This is a genomic window from Pseudarthrobacter sp. 1G09 (assembly GCF_050038305.1).
Classification (GTDB): Bacteria; Actinomycetota; Actinomycetes; order Actinomycetales; family Micrococcaceae; genus Arthrobacter; species Arthrobacter equi.
In genome coordinates, this window is record NZ_CP188306.1 from 1,902,944 (window position 1) to 1,916,104 (window position 13,161).

At 67.3% G+C, this 13,161-nt stretch carries 11 protein-coding genes; 3 read left to right on the top strand and 8 right to left on the bottom strand.

Annotated elements, in window-relative coordinates; translation table 11 throughout:
- Nucleotides 1-126 precede the first annotated feature (126 nt).
- Entirely contained in the window at nucleotides 127-564 is a 438-nt protein-coding gene (locus ACP3TD_RS08770; RefSeq protein ID WP_426766828.1) for an RDD family protein, read from the top strand.
- A 22-nt stretch (nucleotides 565-586) separates the two neighbouring features.
- On the opposite strand, the gene ACP3TD_RS08775 is transcribed toward ACP3TD_RS08770, so the two are convergent.
- The 4 genes from ACP3TD_RS08775 to lipB form a co-directional block, all read right to left on the bottom strand.
- Nucleotides 587-958, bottom strand: coding sequence for a DUF3817 domain-containing protein (locus ACP3TD_RS08775; protein WP_426766830.1), 372 nt, complete (start codon nucleotides 956-958; stop codon nucleotides 587-589).
- 156 nt (nucleotides 959-1,114) lie between these two features.
- Nucleotides 1,115-1,867 carry a DUF4191 domain-containing protein gene (locus ACP3TD_RS08780; protein WP_426766831.1) on the bottom strand — a complete coding sequence of 251 codons (753 nt, stop codon included), beginning with the start codon at nucleotides 1,865-1,867 and terminating at the stop codon, nucleotides 1,115-1,117.
- Nucleotides 1,868-1,953: 86 nt separating this feature from the next.
- Nucleotides 1,954-2,973, bottom strand: a complete 1,020-nt coding sequence (gene lipA, locus ACP3TD_RS08785; RefSeq protein ID WP_426766832.1) for a lipoyl synthase — start codon at nucleotides 2,971-2,973, stop codon at nucleotides 1,954-1,956.
- Nucleotides 2,970-3,638 carry a lipoyl(octanoyl) transferase LipB gene (lipB, locus tag ACP3TD_RS08790; RefSeq protein WP_015936807.1) on the bottom strand — a complete coding sequence of 223 codons (669 nt, stop codon included), beginning with the start codon at nucleotides 3,636-3,638 and terminating at the stop codon, nucleotides 2,970-2,972. Before lipB ends, lipA begins: the two co-directional genes overlap by 4 nt.
- A gap of 149 nt (nucleotides 3,639-3,787) precedes the next feature.
- On the opposite strand from lipB, the gene ACP3TD_RS08795 reads away from it, so the two are divergent.
- Nucleotides 3,788-5,500, top strand: coding sequence for a protein kinase domain-containing protein (locus tag ACP3TD_RS08795; protein ID WP_426766833.1), 1,713 nt, complete (start codon nucleotides 3,788-3,790; stop codon nucleotides 5,498-5,500).
- Between the two features lie 42 nt (nucleotides 5,501-5,542).
- On the opposite strand, the gene ACP3TD_RS08800 is transcribed toward ACP3TD_RS08795, so the two are convergent.
- Nucleotides 5,543-6,454 (bottom strand): TIGR01777 family oxidoreductase, encoded by a 912-nt coding sequence (locus ACP3TD_RS08800; RefSeq protein ID WP_426766835.1) that lies wholly within the window; start codon nucleotides 6,452-6,454, stop codon nucleotides 5,543-5,545.
- Nucleotides 6,455-6,527: 73 nt separating this feature from the next.
- On the opposite strand from ACP3TD_RS08800, the gene ACP3TD_RS08805 reads away from it, so the two are divergent.
- Nucleotides 6,528-10,088 (top strand): S41 family peptidase, encoded by a 3,561-nt coding sequence (locus ACP3TD_RS08805; RefSeq protein WP_426766837.1) that lies wholly within the window; start codon nucleotides 6,528-6,530, stop codon nucleotides 10,086-10,088.
- 92 nt (nucleotides 10,089-10,180) lie between these two features.
- Here the strand turns inward: ACP3TD_RS08805 and ACP3TD_RS08810 are convergent, their stop codons facing one another.
- The 3 genes from ACP3TD_RS08810 to sucB form a co-directional block, all read right to left on the bottom strand.
- Complete coding sequence (locus ACP3TD_RS08810) at nucleotides 10,181-10,609, bottom strand: OsmC family protein (RefSeq protein ID WP_015936811.1); 429 nt, start codon at nucleotides 10,607-10,609, stop codon at nucleotides 10,181-10,183.
- Nucleotides 10,610-10,808: 199 nt separating this feature from the next.
- Nucleotides 10,809-11,159, bottom strand: coding sequence for a hypothetical protein (locus ACP3TD_RS08815; protein WP_015936812.1), 351 nt, complete (start codon nucleotides 11,157-11,159; stop codon nucleotides 10,809-10,811).
- 165 nt (nucleotides 11,160-11,324) lie between these two features.
- The gene (gene sucB / locus ACP3TD_RS08820; protein WP_426766839.1) at nucleotides 11,325-13,058 is read right to left on the bottom strand and encodes a 2-oxoglutarate dehydrogenase, E2 component, dihydrolipoamide succinyltransferase; all 1,734 of its coding nucleotides are present in this window, start codon (nucleotides 13,056-13,058) and stop codon (nucleotides 11,325-11,327) included.
- Nucleotides 13,059-13,161 lie beyond the last annotated feature (103 nt).

Consider the following 13,161-nt stretch of genomic DNA (forward strand, 5'->3'; position numbering starts at 1 on the left):
GGCAGGTTACAGAATGCCCTGATATGACCACGCTATCGGGTGTCCACACTGTGGTCTAACCCCATCCGCGATGTGGGCGCCGCGCACCAGGCCGGCGTGGGGGATGGAGGCCGGTAAACTTGGACGGTGGTAGATCGCGAAGACCTTGGCTCATGGCTCACCGGGCCGGACACGTCCGGCATTTCCAAATACCCCGGTGAGCGCCTGGGCCTGCCCGAATCGGGGCCGGGGTCCATTGCCCGGGCCGGCCGGCGGATCGTTGCCATCATGATCGACTGGGGCATTGCCCTGCTGATCAGCAACTTTGCCTTCGCCGGTGACTCATGGGCAACGTTGGGAATTTTCGCCCTCGAGCAGATCCTGCTGGTAGGCACGCTGGGATACAGCATCGGCCACCGCGTGGTGGGCATCTCGGTGGTGCGGCCCGGCGGCGGGACACCCGGCCCGTTGGCCGCCTTGGTGCGGGCCGTACTGCTGTGCCTGGTGATCCCGGCCGTGATCTTTGATCCCGACCAGCGCGGCCTGCACGACAAGGCGATGAACACCCTGCTGATCCGCCGCTGAGCAAACGGCGGCGGCGGTTGCGCTAGACCTGGCTCTCTTCCGACACCTTGGACCGGCTGGTCTCCGGGGAAGCTGCGACGGCGTCGGCAGCAGCCAGCAAACCCCGCTTATCAGCCCAGCGTTCGAAGAGAATGGTGGCGAACGGGAAGACCGCTGAGAGCCCGGCAAAGAGCGCCACGGTAAACGGCCAGCGCTGCAGGCGCCAAAGAACCAGAGCCGCCACGCCGTAGCCAACAAACAGCGCTCCATGGATAGGTCCGGCCACCTGTACACCGATCTCGGTGGTGCCGGCAATCCATTTGAAGTACATGCCGATCAGCAGGGCCGCCCAGCTGAAAGCTTCGGCGACGGCGAAGATACGGAAAGCGCGGATGGCGGCGTTGCGAAGGGGCATGGTGTGTCCTGTCCTGTAGGGCTGTCGTCATCGTTGGTTGGCTGGGCGGCGTTATTGGCTCGAGCGCCTGGCACTTTGCTGGCGTACGGAAAAGGCCTGTGCAAGAAAAATGCCCCGGCTCCCGGAAGGATCCGGTGGCCAGGGCGCTGTTCAGGCCTAGCGTCCGCGGTTGGGGCGGGCTTTGTAGGGGTCGATGCCCTTGGGGATGGGCAGCCGGTTCCCCAGGGAAGCAATGCGCTTTGAAACGGCATTCACCTCAAGCTTGGTCAGTTCCTTCTTCAGCTTGCCCATTTTCTTTGCCACCTGGCTGATAGGCACCTGGCCCTCGCCGCGGCCGCTTTCGATGACGTGCACCGTTACGTTGGGCAGGATCCGGGCCAGGCGCTTGCGTTCGGCGTCCAGCAGGGGCTTGACCCGGAGCGTGGGGCCTTCGCTGACAAGGACGACGCCGGGACGGCCGATGGCGCGGAACACGGCATCCTGCGTGCGAGGGTTGACGGCGACCGGCTGTTCCTCGGTGATCCAGCCGCGGCGGAGGGTACCCAGTGCGGCGCCGGAGGCTCCGGGCTGGTTTTCGATCTGGGCGAAGGCTGCCCGTTCCGCGCGCCGGGACAGGATCAGCGTGGCGCCGAGCAGGCCCAGTGGGATGCCGATGATCAGGCCGGTGATCCAGTTTTCAAGCCAGTAACCCACCAGGAAGCTGACGGCCACAACGCCCAGGAAGACCAGAAGCATCAGCCACGGGACCATGGGGTCGTGGCGGCGGGTCATGTTGAAGACCTCGCCGATCTGCTTGAGGCGGCTGGGCTTTTTGGCCTTCGCCTCTTTCGGCTTGCGGGAGAACAGGCCGCGCTTTGCCGCGCTGGAGTCCGCCGGGGTGGAGTTGCTGGAGTCAGAGGATTTCGCCATAGTGCCTCAATTCTACGTGACCAAAGCCGAAGGGCCGGACGCCGGAAAGATCCGGTGTCCGGCCCTGGGCGGCAGTGGCTGCCGGGTCAGGAGCGGGCGGCCAGGAGGGTGGCAGCTTCCTGGCGGGTGGTGCCGGAGTCCTGGATGCTGTCGGCGATGTGGGCGAGTTCGGCGGGGATGTCGCGGCCTTTTTTGCGCATGGCGGTGGCCCAGAGGCGGCCGGCGCGGTAGGAGGAGCGGACCAGGGGGCCGGACATGACGCCGAGGAAGCCGATTTCTTCGGCTTCGTTTTGGAGGTCGACGAATTCCTGGGGTTTGACCCAGCGGTCCACGGGGAGGTGGCGTTCGGAGGGGCGGAGGTATTGGGTGATGGTGATCAGGTCGCAGCCGGCGGTGTGGAGGTCGCGGAGTGCTTCGGAGATTTCTTCGCGGGTTTCGCCCATGCCGAGGATGAGGTTGGATTTGGTGACCATGCCCAGGTTCCGGCCTTGGGTGATGACGTCGAGGGAGCGTTCGTAGCGGAAGGCGGGGCGGATCCTTTTGAAGATCCGGGGGACGGTTTCGACGTTGTGGGCGAAGACTTCGGGGGCGGAGTCGCAGATCGCGGCGATGTGGTCGGGGTTGCCGGAGAAGTCGGGGATGAGGAGTTCGACGCCGGTGCCGGGGTTCAGTTCGTGGATTTTGCGGACGGTTTCGGCGTAGAGCCAGACGCCTTCGTCTTCGAGGTCGTCGCGGGCCACGCCGGTGACGGTGGCGTAGCGGAGCTGCATGGATTGGACGGAGCGGGCCACTTTGGTGGGTTCGAACCTGTCCACGGGGGAGGGTTTGCCGGTGTCGATCTGGCAGAAGTCGCAGCGGCGGGTGCATTCGGACCCGCCGATGAGGAAGGTGGCTTCCTTGTCTTCCCAGCATTCGAAGATGTTGGGGCAGCCGGCTTCTTCGCAGACGGTGTGCAGGCCTTCTTTTTTGACCAGGTTCTTGAGCTGGACGAACTCCGGGCCCATCTGGACTTTGGCCTTGATCCATTCCGGTTTGCGTTCCACCGGGGTGGCCGCGTTGCGCTGCTCGATCCGCAGCAACTTCCGGCCTTCGGGTGCCAATGTCACAGTAGAGCTCCTTCGGGGCTTGAAACGAGTGCTTCTTCGTGCTTGCGGAATTCTTCCACGAAGCGTTCGGCGATGTCGGCGGGGCGGATGTCCTTCCCGGTTTCCCGGGACATGGTGGTGACCCCGGCGTCAGTGATGCCGCAGGCGATGATCTGCCCGTAAGGGGCGAGGTCGTTGCTGCAGTTAATGGCGACCCCGTGCATGGTCACTCCGTTGAGGACACGGATGCCGATGGCGGCGATCTTGCGGTCAGGCCCGTTGGCGTCGGCTTTGACCCATACACCGGCACGGCCCTTGATGCGTTCAGCGCGGATGCCGTAATCGGCCATGACGGCGATCATGACGGCTTCGAGCCGTTCCACATAGTCACGGATCCCGGCGCGGTTCTTGAGTTTCAGGATGGGGTACGCGATGAGCTGGCCCGGACCATGCCAGGTGAGCTTGCCGCCGCGGTCCACGGCCACCACGGGAGTACCGTCGAAAGGCCGTTCGTGGTCCTCGGTCAGCTTGCCTGCGGTGTAAACGGCTGCGTGCTCCAGCAGGAGCACGGTACTGGGTGCCTCACCGGCCACCACTTTTCCGTGAAGTTCGCGTTGAACGTCCCAGGCGTGCTGGTAATCAACGAACTCGGGGGCAAGACCCAGCCCTGAAAACTCAAGAGTCATGCCTTCCAGCTTAGACCCCGCAGGGCCGCGGACAGGGTTTAGTGTCTAAGCTCACCAGCGTCCCTACCTGCGCCCACGATGTGACTGGCGTCCCGCGCCGCCTGTGGATAACTTCTGCAGCCGTCCGCTGATTCCGCTAGACATGAGACATGGATGATTTGCACGCTCCCGACGTCCCGGGCTATGCGGTTGACCGGCTCCTGGGCCTGGGAAGCAGCGCATCTGTCTGGCTTGCCGCTGAGCAGGCCACCGGCCGGAATTATGCCGTAAAGTGCTTCCACCGCGGCTCCTGTGAGTCACGCGGCCGCGGAGCGGCGTCCGAGGACGCGGTGCGAAGGGAAATCCGGATCCTCTCCGTCCTGGACCACCAACACCTGGTCAGGGCCCACGACGCCGTCAGCCTGCACCCCGAACCGCCCGGCGACGCGGAAAGAGAAGCTGCCACGGCGCTCATCATGGATTATGCGTCCGGCGGCTCCCTGGGCCAGCTCCTTGGTGCCCGCGGCCGGCTCAGCGTCGGCGAAACCGTAACCGTGCTGACCCCCATCGCCCAGGTGCTGTCCTATCTTCACGGGAAAGGATTCACGCATGGGGATCTGTCGCCGGGCAACGTGCTGTTCACCGGCCAGGGCAAGCCGATGCTCTCGGACCTGGGCATCGCCCGGATGCTGGGGGACCCCGCCGGCGGGGCGGGCCACGGGACGCCCGGCTTCGTGGATCCTGCCCCGGTGGATGCGGTCCGCGCAGGGCTGCAACCCGAGAGGGACGTCTATGCGGCGGCGGCCCTCGGCTGGTTCTGCCTCACCGGTGCTGCGCCGCCACGCACGGCGGAGCGGCCACCGCTGCCGCTGCTGGTTCCCGGTGTTCCTGTGGACCTCGCTGCAGCCCTGGAAGCAGGCCTCAACGAAGACCGCAGGCTCCGTCCAACCGCCGGCGCTCTGGCAACCGCTGTTTACCGCAGTGCCGCCCCTGTACCGGTGGACCTTTCCGCCGCCGTCCATCCCACTGTCATTCCGGAACTCCTGACGCGCAGGCACGTGCCGCCACCCTCGCCGGGTGGGTTGAGGGAACGGTTCGGGGCATTGCGCCGGCGGATGGCGACGCCGCCGCGGCTGACGGGAGTCCCCGCCGCCACACGCGGACCCTCAGCATCGGGCAAACCAGTACGGCGGAAGGACAAGGATGGTGCCCCTGAGCGCTCCCGGAAGCACGCAGGCGGGCGCCGGAACGGGGCCCACCGCAGCGCGGCCCCAACCAGGGTTCCCTTCCGCCGGACCGTCCTCGCCGTGGGCGCTGCAGGCGGGGCGGCGATGGTTTTCTGGCTGACCCCTGTGTCCCAGGTGGCCCTGGGTACCCTTGATGCCGCCAGCGACAGCAGAACTGCGACCGGGGCGGTTTCAGCCCCAGCCGGAGACTCTGCTGCGGTCCGGGCCGGCGACGGCGCCGCGCTGGACGAGGCCAGGGCCCTGGCCGCGTCAGCTCAACCTGCGGATGCCCTGCGTGGCCTTGCGGCGCTGCGCGACCATGCTTTCCGCAGCGGCCAGGTTGACCTGCTGGCGGAAGTCAACGCCTCCGGGTCGCCGGCGGCCGCCGCCGATCATCTCACTGCGGAGAGGCTGTCAGGTTCGGGCAAGGTGCTCTCAGGCTTCATCAGCACGCTCACGGACGTCCGTACCGAACCGGGTCCAACGGAATTGCGCGCGGTTGTCCGGGCCACCGCCGCCACATCAGCCTGGGAAGAGAAGGACACCACGGGAACTGTTGCCGCGAAAGGTGCCGCTGCACCCGGCCAGGCCCTGCGCCTGGTCCTGGTTACAGAGGACGGAAAATGGCGGATCAGCGAGATCCTCCCCGGCTCCTGAAACCGAGCCGCTGCAGCCTGCACCCTGTTCACCAGTTCAGGGTCAGGCCAGGTCCGCGGACTTGTCGTTGCCGGCAACCCAGGCAGCCGCCTCCGCCAAACCAGGATGTTCCCAGCGGAAACCGGCTGCCGACAACACGGCAGGCTCCATCCTTTGGCTGGCCAGCAGCAGCTCTTCGGCCAGGTCGCGCATCAGCAGGCGCAGTATCGGGCCCGGGACCCGCAGGACAGCAGGCCGGTGCAGTGCATGGGCCAGTGCGGCCACGATGCTGTTGACGTCAGCCTGTTCGGGGGCACACAGGTTAACAGGGCCGTGGATTTCGGATTCCAGCAGGAACAGGAAGGCCTTTGACACATCCGGCAGGGATATCCAGGGCCAGTACTGGTGGCCGTCGCCGAACGGTCCGCCGATGCCGAGACGCAGGAGGGGAAGCAGCCTGCCCAAGGCACCGCCGGAGCGGCTGAGGACAACGCCGGTGCGCGGCGTGACAGTCCGCACGCCTGGCGGGGCAGCGGCAGCGGCCTGTTCCCACTCCACACAGATCCGGGACAGGGTGCCGGACCCCGCGGGGGCATCTTCGCGAAGGACGGTGTATCCCGCGTCCCCGTAATACCCGGACCCGGACTGGCTGATGAAGGTGGGCGGCGGGCTCTCCACCTGCTGCATGGCCCGGACAAGGGTCTCTGTGGACCGGAGCCGCGAACTGAACAGCTCCTCCACGCGCTTGCGCGTCCACGGCCGGTCGCCGATTCCGGCGCCGGAAAGATTGACGACGGCGTCCACGCCCTCAAGTGCCCGGGGATCCAGTTCCCCGGCGGCCGGATTCCAGCGGACTTCGGCGGCCGTCTTCGGTTCACGGCGCACCAGGGACACGACGTCGTGCCCGGCCTCCCTGAAGGTGGCTGACATGGACGTGCCGATCATTCCCGAGGCCCCGGACATAAGGATGCGCATGCTCCATCACACCACGGACCCGGCCCCACGGCACGTCCCGCGGCGCCGGGTAAGGGATGACTATGATCGAACGATGACGTCTTCGAGCTACTTCCGTTTTCCGCATCTGCACGGCGATCTGGTCACCTTCGTGGCCGAGGATGACGTCTGGATTGCGCCACTGGGCGGGGGCCGAGCGTGGCGTGTCTCCTCGCTCCAGTTGCCCGCCCGCAACCCGCGCTTCACCCCGGACGGCAAAAAGCTGGTGTGGACGGTGGTCCAGGGAACGGCGCCGGAAGTGGTCTCGGCGGACGTCGACGGCGGCGGTTACCGGCAGCTGACCTACTTCGGCCACAGCACCACCCGGGTCAAGGGCTTTACCGCTGGCGGCGCCGTCGTGGTGACCAGCGCGTTCCGGCAGGCCGAAAGCCGCCACACCCACGCGTACAGCGTGCCGCTTGAAGGCGGCTGGGCGGAGGAACTGCCGTTTGGCCCCGTGGAGTCGGTGGCCTTCGGTCCGGAAGTGGGCGATGAGCGCCCGGTCGTGGTGGCCAGCGTGCTGTCCCGCGAACCTGCGTGGTGGAAGAGGTACCGCGGCGGCACAGCAGGGAAGCTGTGGATCGATACTGACGGCAACGGCGAATTCGAACGGCTTCTGCCGGACCTGGAAGGAAACTTTGCCGACCCCCTGTGGGTGGACGGCCGGGTGGCATTCCTTTCCGACCACGAGGGCTACGGCAACCTCTATTCAGTCCTTCCGAACGGAAAGGACCTGCGCCGGCACACCGACCATGAGGACTTCTACGTCCGCCACGCCGCCACGGACGGTACCCGGGTTATCTTCGAATCCGCCGGTGAACTGTGGGTACTGAAGGACCTCGCGTCCGAGGCTGTCCGCCTTGACATCACCCTCGGTTCCGCCTCGCAGTCCCGCCGCCCCGCCCTCCTGAAGACGTCAAAGCACCTGGGCGCCACAGTGCCGGATGCCACCGGTTCAGCCAGCGCGGTGGAGGCGCACGGCACCATCCACTGGCTCCGCCACAAGGACGGACCGTCGCGCGTCATCGAGGCGACACCCGGCGTGCGCGGCCGCCTTCCAAGGCCGCTCGGCGACGGCCGCATCGCCTACATTGCTGACCACGGCGGCGTCGAGGCCCTGCATATCAGGGACATCGTGGCAGCCATCGACCACCCGGCCGTCCCCGCAGGAACCGCGCCGGCAACGCCGCCCGCCGGCGACACAGCGGAGGCAGCCAATCCCGTGGAAGCAGACACCGGTTCAGCCTCAGGGCGGGCGGATGCCGTGGCCTTGCCCCAGCCCGTGCCGGCTGCCGGCGCTGCTGTGCTGGCCGGATCTGCGCAGCCTTCCCCTGTTGTCCTGAGCAGCTCCCGCGCCGGTGGCAGCGACGATCAGCAGCCGGATGGGGCCCCGGAGGAGGGCACCGGTGAACCTACCGCACCTGCCGTGGCTCCCGCTGCCGCACAGATTGCCGTTCCGACGCCGTCGCGGGCCAGTGCCCTCGAGGCGAGCCCTGACGGACGGTGGCTCGCCCTGGGCACGTCGTTCGGCGACGTGTACCTCGCCGACGCTGCCTCGGGCGAACTGACCCTGGTGGCCAGCATCGGGGAGGGAACCATTTCCGACCTCGCCTGGTCCGGCGACTCCGCCTGGCTGGTCTGGTCCGAGCCTGTCACCTCCTTCGGCTCCCGCAGCCGGCTGCGGGCCGCCAACATCGCGGCCCCGGGCTCCGACCCTGTGGAGGTCACCGACGGACGGTTCTGCGACAGATCGCCGGCGTTCACCCCGGACGGAAAGTACCTGGCCTTCCTCTCCAACCGCAGCTTCGACCCGGTCTACGACGGCCACTCCTTCGACCTGTCCTTTCCAAGCCCCATCAAGCCCTACCTTGTTGCCCTCGCCGCCGGTACGCCGTCGCCGTTCGGACCGGACGTGGCACCCGGGGCAGCTGGCGCGGGCGCCGCCGGGCCCGATGCCGCTGAAGTGGAGGCACAGGACGGGCCGCCTGCGGTCCGCGTGGATCCCGAAGGCCTGGCCCACCGGGTCATCGGCGTTCCGGTTCCGCAGGGCAATTACACGGGCCTCTCGGCAACCAAGGGCGCGCTCCTGTGGCTTGACGCTGCCCTCTCCGGCGTCACCGGCGACGGCAAGGCAAGCCAGGAGGACAAGGACACCCGTCCCCGCCTGGTGCGGTACGACCTCGGCCGCCGCAAGCAGGAGACCCTCGTGGAGTCCCTGGACAGCTACCGGCTCTCCGGCGACCGGACCAAGGCTGTGGTCCTTGCCGACAAACAGGTCACAGTAGTTCCGTCCGACGCCAAGGCGGACGAGGAATCCGGCAAGCTGGTCAAGGTGGACCTGGGGCGCATCCGCGTGATGATGGACCCCGTCAGCGTCTGGGGGCAGGCCTTCGACGAGGCCTGGCGCCTGCAGCGGGACTTCTTCTGGGCCGAAGACATGGCCGGCCAGGACTGGGACTCCATGCGCAACCGGTACCGTCCCCTGGTGGACCGGCTGGGCTCGCACGACGACCTCGTTGACCTGCTCTGGGAGCTGCACGGCGAACTGGGCACGTCGCATGCCTACGTACGCCCCGCAGCCGTGACAGAGAACGGGAGCCACGGGCAGGGCCGGCTGGGAGCCGATCTGGCCCACACGGCGTCGGGCTGGGAAATCACCCGGATCCTCGCCGGCGAGTCCTCGGATCCGCTGGCCACCTCGCCATTGAACCGGCCCGGGGTCGACGCGAAAGCCGGCGACATCCTGCTGGCCATCGACGGCGTGCCGCTGGCTGAATCGGTCACGCCCGCCATGCAGCTGGTCGGGGCGGCGGGCCGCGCCGTCGAGCTGACCCTGCTGAACGGCGCCGGGCACGGTGATGCCGCGGGCACCCAGCGCCGCGTCGCCGTCGTGCCCGTCAAGGACGAGGAGCGGCTGCGGTACCAGGAATGGGTGGCGTCGAACCGCCGCACCGTCCGGGAAGCCTCAGCCGGCGCCTTCGGCTACCTGCACATCCCGGACATGATGGCCAACGGCTGGGCCCAGCTGCATCGGGACCTGGATACCGAGACCGCGCTGGACGGGCTGATCGTGGATGTGCGGCGCAACCGCGGCGGACACACGTCGCAGCTGGTGGCTGAACTGATTGGCCGCAAGGTGACCGGCTGGAGCATGCCGCGCGGGGAAAAGCCGCGCACGTACCCCCACCACGCACCGAGGGGACCGGTAATCATCCTCGCAGACGAATTCGCCGGCTCCGACGGCGACATCATCACCCAGGTGTCCAAGCTGCGGGGAATCGGCCCGGTCATCGGAACGCGCACCTGGGGCGGCGTGGTGGGCATCGACAACCGCTTCGCCCTGGCTGACGGAACGGGAGTGACCCAGCCGCGCTACGCCACCTGGTTCGGCGGCGGCGTGGGCTGGGGCGTGGAGAACTACGGCGTGGACCCGGACATCGAAGTAACCTTCCCGCCGCATGCCTACGCCGCCGGCCGCGATCCGCAGCTGGAATACGGCATCGGCGCGCTCAAGGAAATGGTCCAGGAACTGCCCACGGACCGTCCTCCGCTCCGTGAGGGCTACCGCCGGCTGCGTCCCGCGCCGCTCCCGGCGCGCAGCCAGGCCAAGGCCTAGCCAGGCGGGCTGCTGCCTGCAGACGGACACGCAAAAAAGCCCTGTTCCTGCCGGACGAACCGGCAGGAACAGGGCCTTTGGCGTTAGATGGGTCAGGAAGCGAGCGTGGCGTCCAGGCTGATCTCAATGCCCGCCAGCGCCTGCGAAACCGGGCAGCCCTTCTTGGCTGCCTCGGCGATGCGCTGGAAATCTTCCTCGGAAATGCCGGGGATGCGGGCATTCAGGGTCAGGTGGCTGCCGGTGATGCCGGTGCCCGGCTGGAAGCCCACCTCCGCCTTGGTGTTGACTTCCTCCGGGGTGAAACCGGCCTGGCTGAGTTCGTGGCTGAAGGCCATCGAGAAACATGCCGAATGTGCCGCTGCGATGAGTTCCTCGGGGCTCGTCTTGCCCTCGGCCGCTTCGGTGCGGGCCTTCCAGGTGACATCGAACGTGCCCAGGCCTGAGCTGTCCAGGGTGGTGTTGCCGGAGCCCTCGGTCAGGCTGCCCGTCCATACCGTGTGCGCGTTGCGTGTTGTAGCCATGTCACTCCTCAACGTTGATTCGATCCGGGCGCCGGCATCCGCCGCAGCCCGCCGTTCCCCATCCTAGGGAGTCGGCAGCACCGGTGCACAGGTTGTCCGCTGAGAGTGGATTGTGACCGGCCCCGGACAACGTACGACGGCGGCGCTCCCGCACAGGGGAGCGCCGCCGTCGTCAGAGGCAGGCGGAGGGGTGGGGCAGCTACCGCCAGAGCGTCGCGATGGCGACGTTTAGCAGTGCCAGGCCGCCCACGCTGTGGGCGAGGCCGATGGAGACCGGTTCGCCCTTCTTGAATTTGCGGCTGCCGATGAAGGCCAGGACGGCAACCACCAGTGCAATGACGAGCTTGATGCCCAGCTTGGCGTAGTTGGCGTCCATGTCCAGGGCGGGGATCAGGCCCATCATCGCCACACCGGTGAGGAGCTGCAGGGCAGCACCATCGAACTGGCGCGGGTGGACGGTGGGCTTCTTCATCTGCCCGATCCAGATGCCGACGATCATGGCGGCGCCGACGATGTGCAGGAAGACCATGACGTTGTAAACGATGTTCATGGCATCAGTCTATCCAGATTCTTCTACGCTCTGTAGTAACCGTCGCGTGCGTGCCCTCCGCAGCGCGTCCCTGGCGCAGTGGCGCTTAAATGCCGCAGCGGCCGGCCGGACTTCCAGTGGATCACCACCGGATGCCGGACAGCCGCCGCGGACTGCGTCCTGGGGTTAGAGGCCCAGGTCCGCTTCGAAGGCGCCCTCTTCGAGGCGTGCCTTCAGGGTCTGGAGGAACCGGCCGGCGTCAGCGCCGTCCACCAGGCGGTGGTCGTACGTCAGCGACAGGTACATCATGGAGCGGATGGCGATCGAGTCGTCACCGTTTTCGTCAGCGACCACTACGGGGCGCTTGACGATGGCACCGGTGCCCAGGATGCCAACCTGCGGCTGGTTGATGATCGGGGTGTCGAACAGGGCGCCCACCGAACCGATGTTGGTGATGCTGAACGTGCCGCCGGACAGTTCGTCCGGGCCGATCTTGCCGTCGCGGGTCCTTGAAGCAACGTCGGCGATCTTGCCGGCGAGGCCGGCCAGGTTCAGGTTGCCGGCGTCAGAGATGACCGGAACCAGCAGGCCCTTGTCGGTGTCGACGGCGATCGCCAGGTGTTCGGCGTTGTGATAGGTGATTTCCTGCTTGTCCTCGTCGTACGCAGCGTTGAGCTTGGGGTGCTGCTTGAGGGCCTCGGCCACGGCCTTGGCAATAAACGGCAGGAAGGTCAGCTTGGTGCCGTTCTGGGCCTGGAACGAGTTCTTGGCCTTGAGGCGGAGCTTGGCAACCTTGGTCATGTCCACTTCGTGGACCTGCGTCAGCTGCGTGGAGACCTCGAGGGATTCGCGCATGCGGCGGGCGATGACCTGGCGGATGCGCGGAGCCTTCTGGGTGGTGCCGCGGAGCGAAGAAACCTGGCCGTTGCCGGCTGCCGGTGCTGATGCGGCCGGTGCTGCAGCGGGCGCTGCTGCCGGTGCGGCCTGCGCCTCGGCGGCGGCAATGACATCCTGCTTGCGGATGCGGCCGCCGACGCCGGTGCCGGACAGCGATGAGATGTCCACGCCGTGCTGGTTGGCCAGCTTGCGGACCAGGGGAGTGACGTAGCCGGACTCGGAGCCTGCTGCTGCGGAGGTTTCAGCCTTCGGAGCTTCGGGGGCCGGGGCAGCCTTGGGCGCCTGCTTGGGTGCTTCCGGTGCGGGGGCGGCCTTGGGTGCTTCCGCCTTGGGGGCTTCAGCTTTCGGGGCCTCCGGTGCGGGGGCGGCCTTGGGTGCTTCAGCAGGTGCCGCCGCAGCGCCCGAACCGATGACGGCAAGGACTGAACCGACTTCTGCGGTCTCGTCCTCGTTCACGCGGATTTCCTGCAGGGTGCCCGCAACGGGGGACGGGATCTCGGTGTCAACCTTGTCCGTGGAAACCTCGAGCAGCGGCTCGTCGACCTCAACGGTGTCGCCCACGGCCTTCAGCCAGCGGGTGACGGTGCCTTCGGTCACGCTCTCGCCCAGGGCAGGGAGGGTGACATCGTGGCTTTCGCCACCGGCAGCAGGCGCTTCGGCGGCGGGAGCGGCCGGTGCTTCGTCTGCGGGTGCGGCGGGAGCTTCCTGGGCGGGTTCAGCCGCGGGTGCCTCTTCTGCCGGTGCAGCGGCGGGGGCTTCTTCTGCGGGTGCGGAACCGCCGCCGGAGCCATCACCGATGCGGACCAGCGGTGCGCCGACCTCTGCGGTCTCGTCCTCGGCGACCAGGATTTCCTCAATCACGCCAGCGACAGGAGAGGGGATTTCGGTGTCGACTTTGTCGGTGGAGACTTCGAGCAGCGGCTCGTCCACCTCTACCCGGTCACCTACCTGTTTCAGCCAGCGGGTGACGGTTCCTTCGGTGACACTCTCACCGAGGGCGGGCAAGTTAACGGATTCAGACATGTCGTCCCCGTTCTCCTTATTGATCTTTAGTGCGAATGATTGCTGCCTTGTTGGAAGCCTAGTGCACCCGGTCTGCGGGACCGGGTGCACCGGGCTCGGTAAT

Bases quoted from the DNA above. Each gene is read 5' to 3' on its own strand.
- ACP3TD_RS08775 (WP_426766830.1), bottom strand. From the start codon at position 958: ATGCCCCTTCGCAACGCCGCCATCCGCGCTTTCCGTATCTTCGCCGTC.
- ACP3TD_RS08780 (WP_426766831.1), bottom strand. From the start codon at position 1,867: ATGGCGAAATCCTCTGACTCCAGCAACTCCACCCCGGCGGACTCCAGC.
- lipB (WP_015936807.1), bottom strand. From the start codon at position 3,638: ATGACTCTTGAGTTTTCAGGGCTGGGTCTTGCCCCCGAGTTCGTTGAT.
- ACP3TD_RS08795 (WP_426766833.1), top strand. From the start codon at position 3,788: ATGGATGATTTGCACGCTCCCGACGTCCCGGGCTATGCGGTTGACCGG.
- ACP3TD_RS08800 (WP_426766835.1), bottom strand. From the start codon at position 6,454: ATGCGCATCCTTATGTCCGGGGCCTCGGGAATGATCGGCACGTCCATG.
- ACP3TD_RS08805 (WP_426766837.1), top strand. From the start codon at position 6,528: ATGACGTCTTCGAGCTACTTCCGTTTTCCGCATCTGCACGGCGATCTG.
- ACP3TD_RS08810 (WP_015936811.1), bottom strand. From the start codon at position 10,609: ATGGCTACAACACGCAACGCGCACACGGTATGGACGGGCAGCCTGACC.
- ACP3TD_RS08815 (WP_015936812.1), bottom strand. From the start codon at position 11,159: ATGAACATCGTTTACAACGTCATGGTCTTCCTGCACATCGTCGGCGCC.
- sucB (WP_426766839.1), bottom strand. From the start codon at position 13,058: ATGTCTGAATCCGTTAACTTGCCCGCCCTCGGTGAGAGTGTCACCGAA.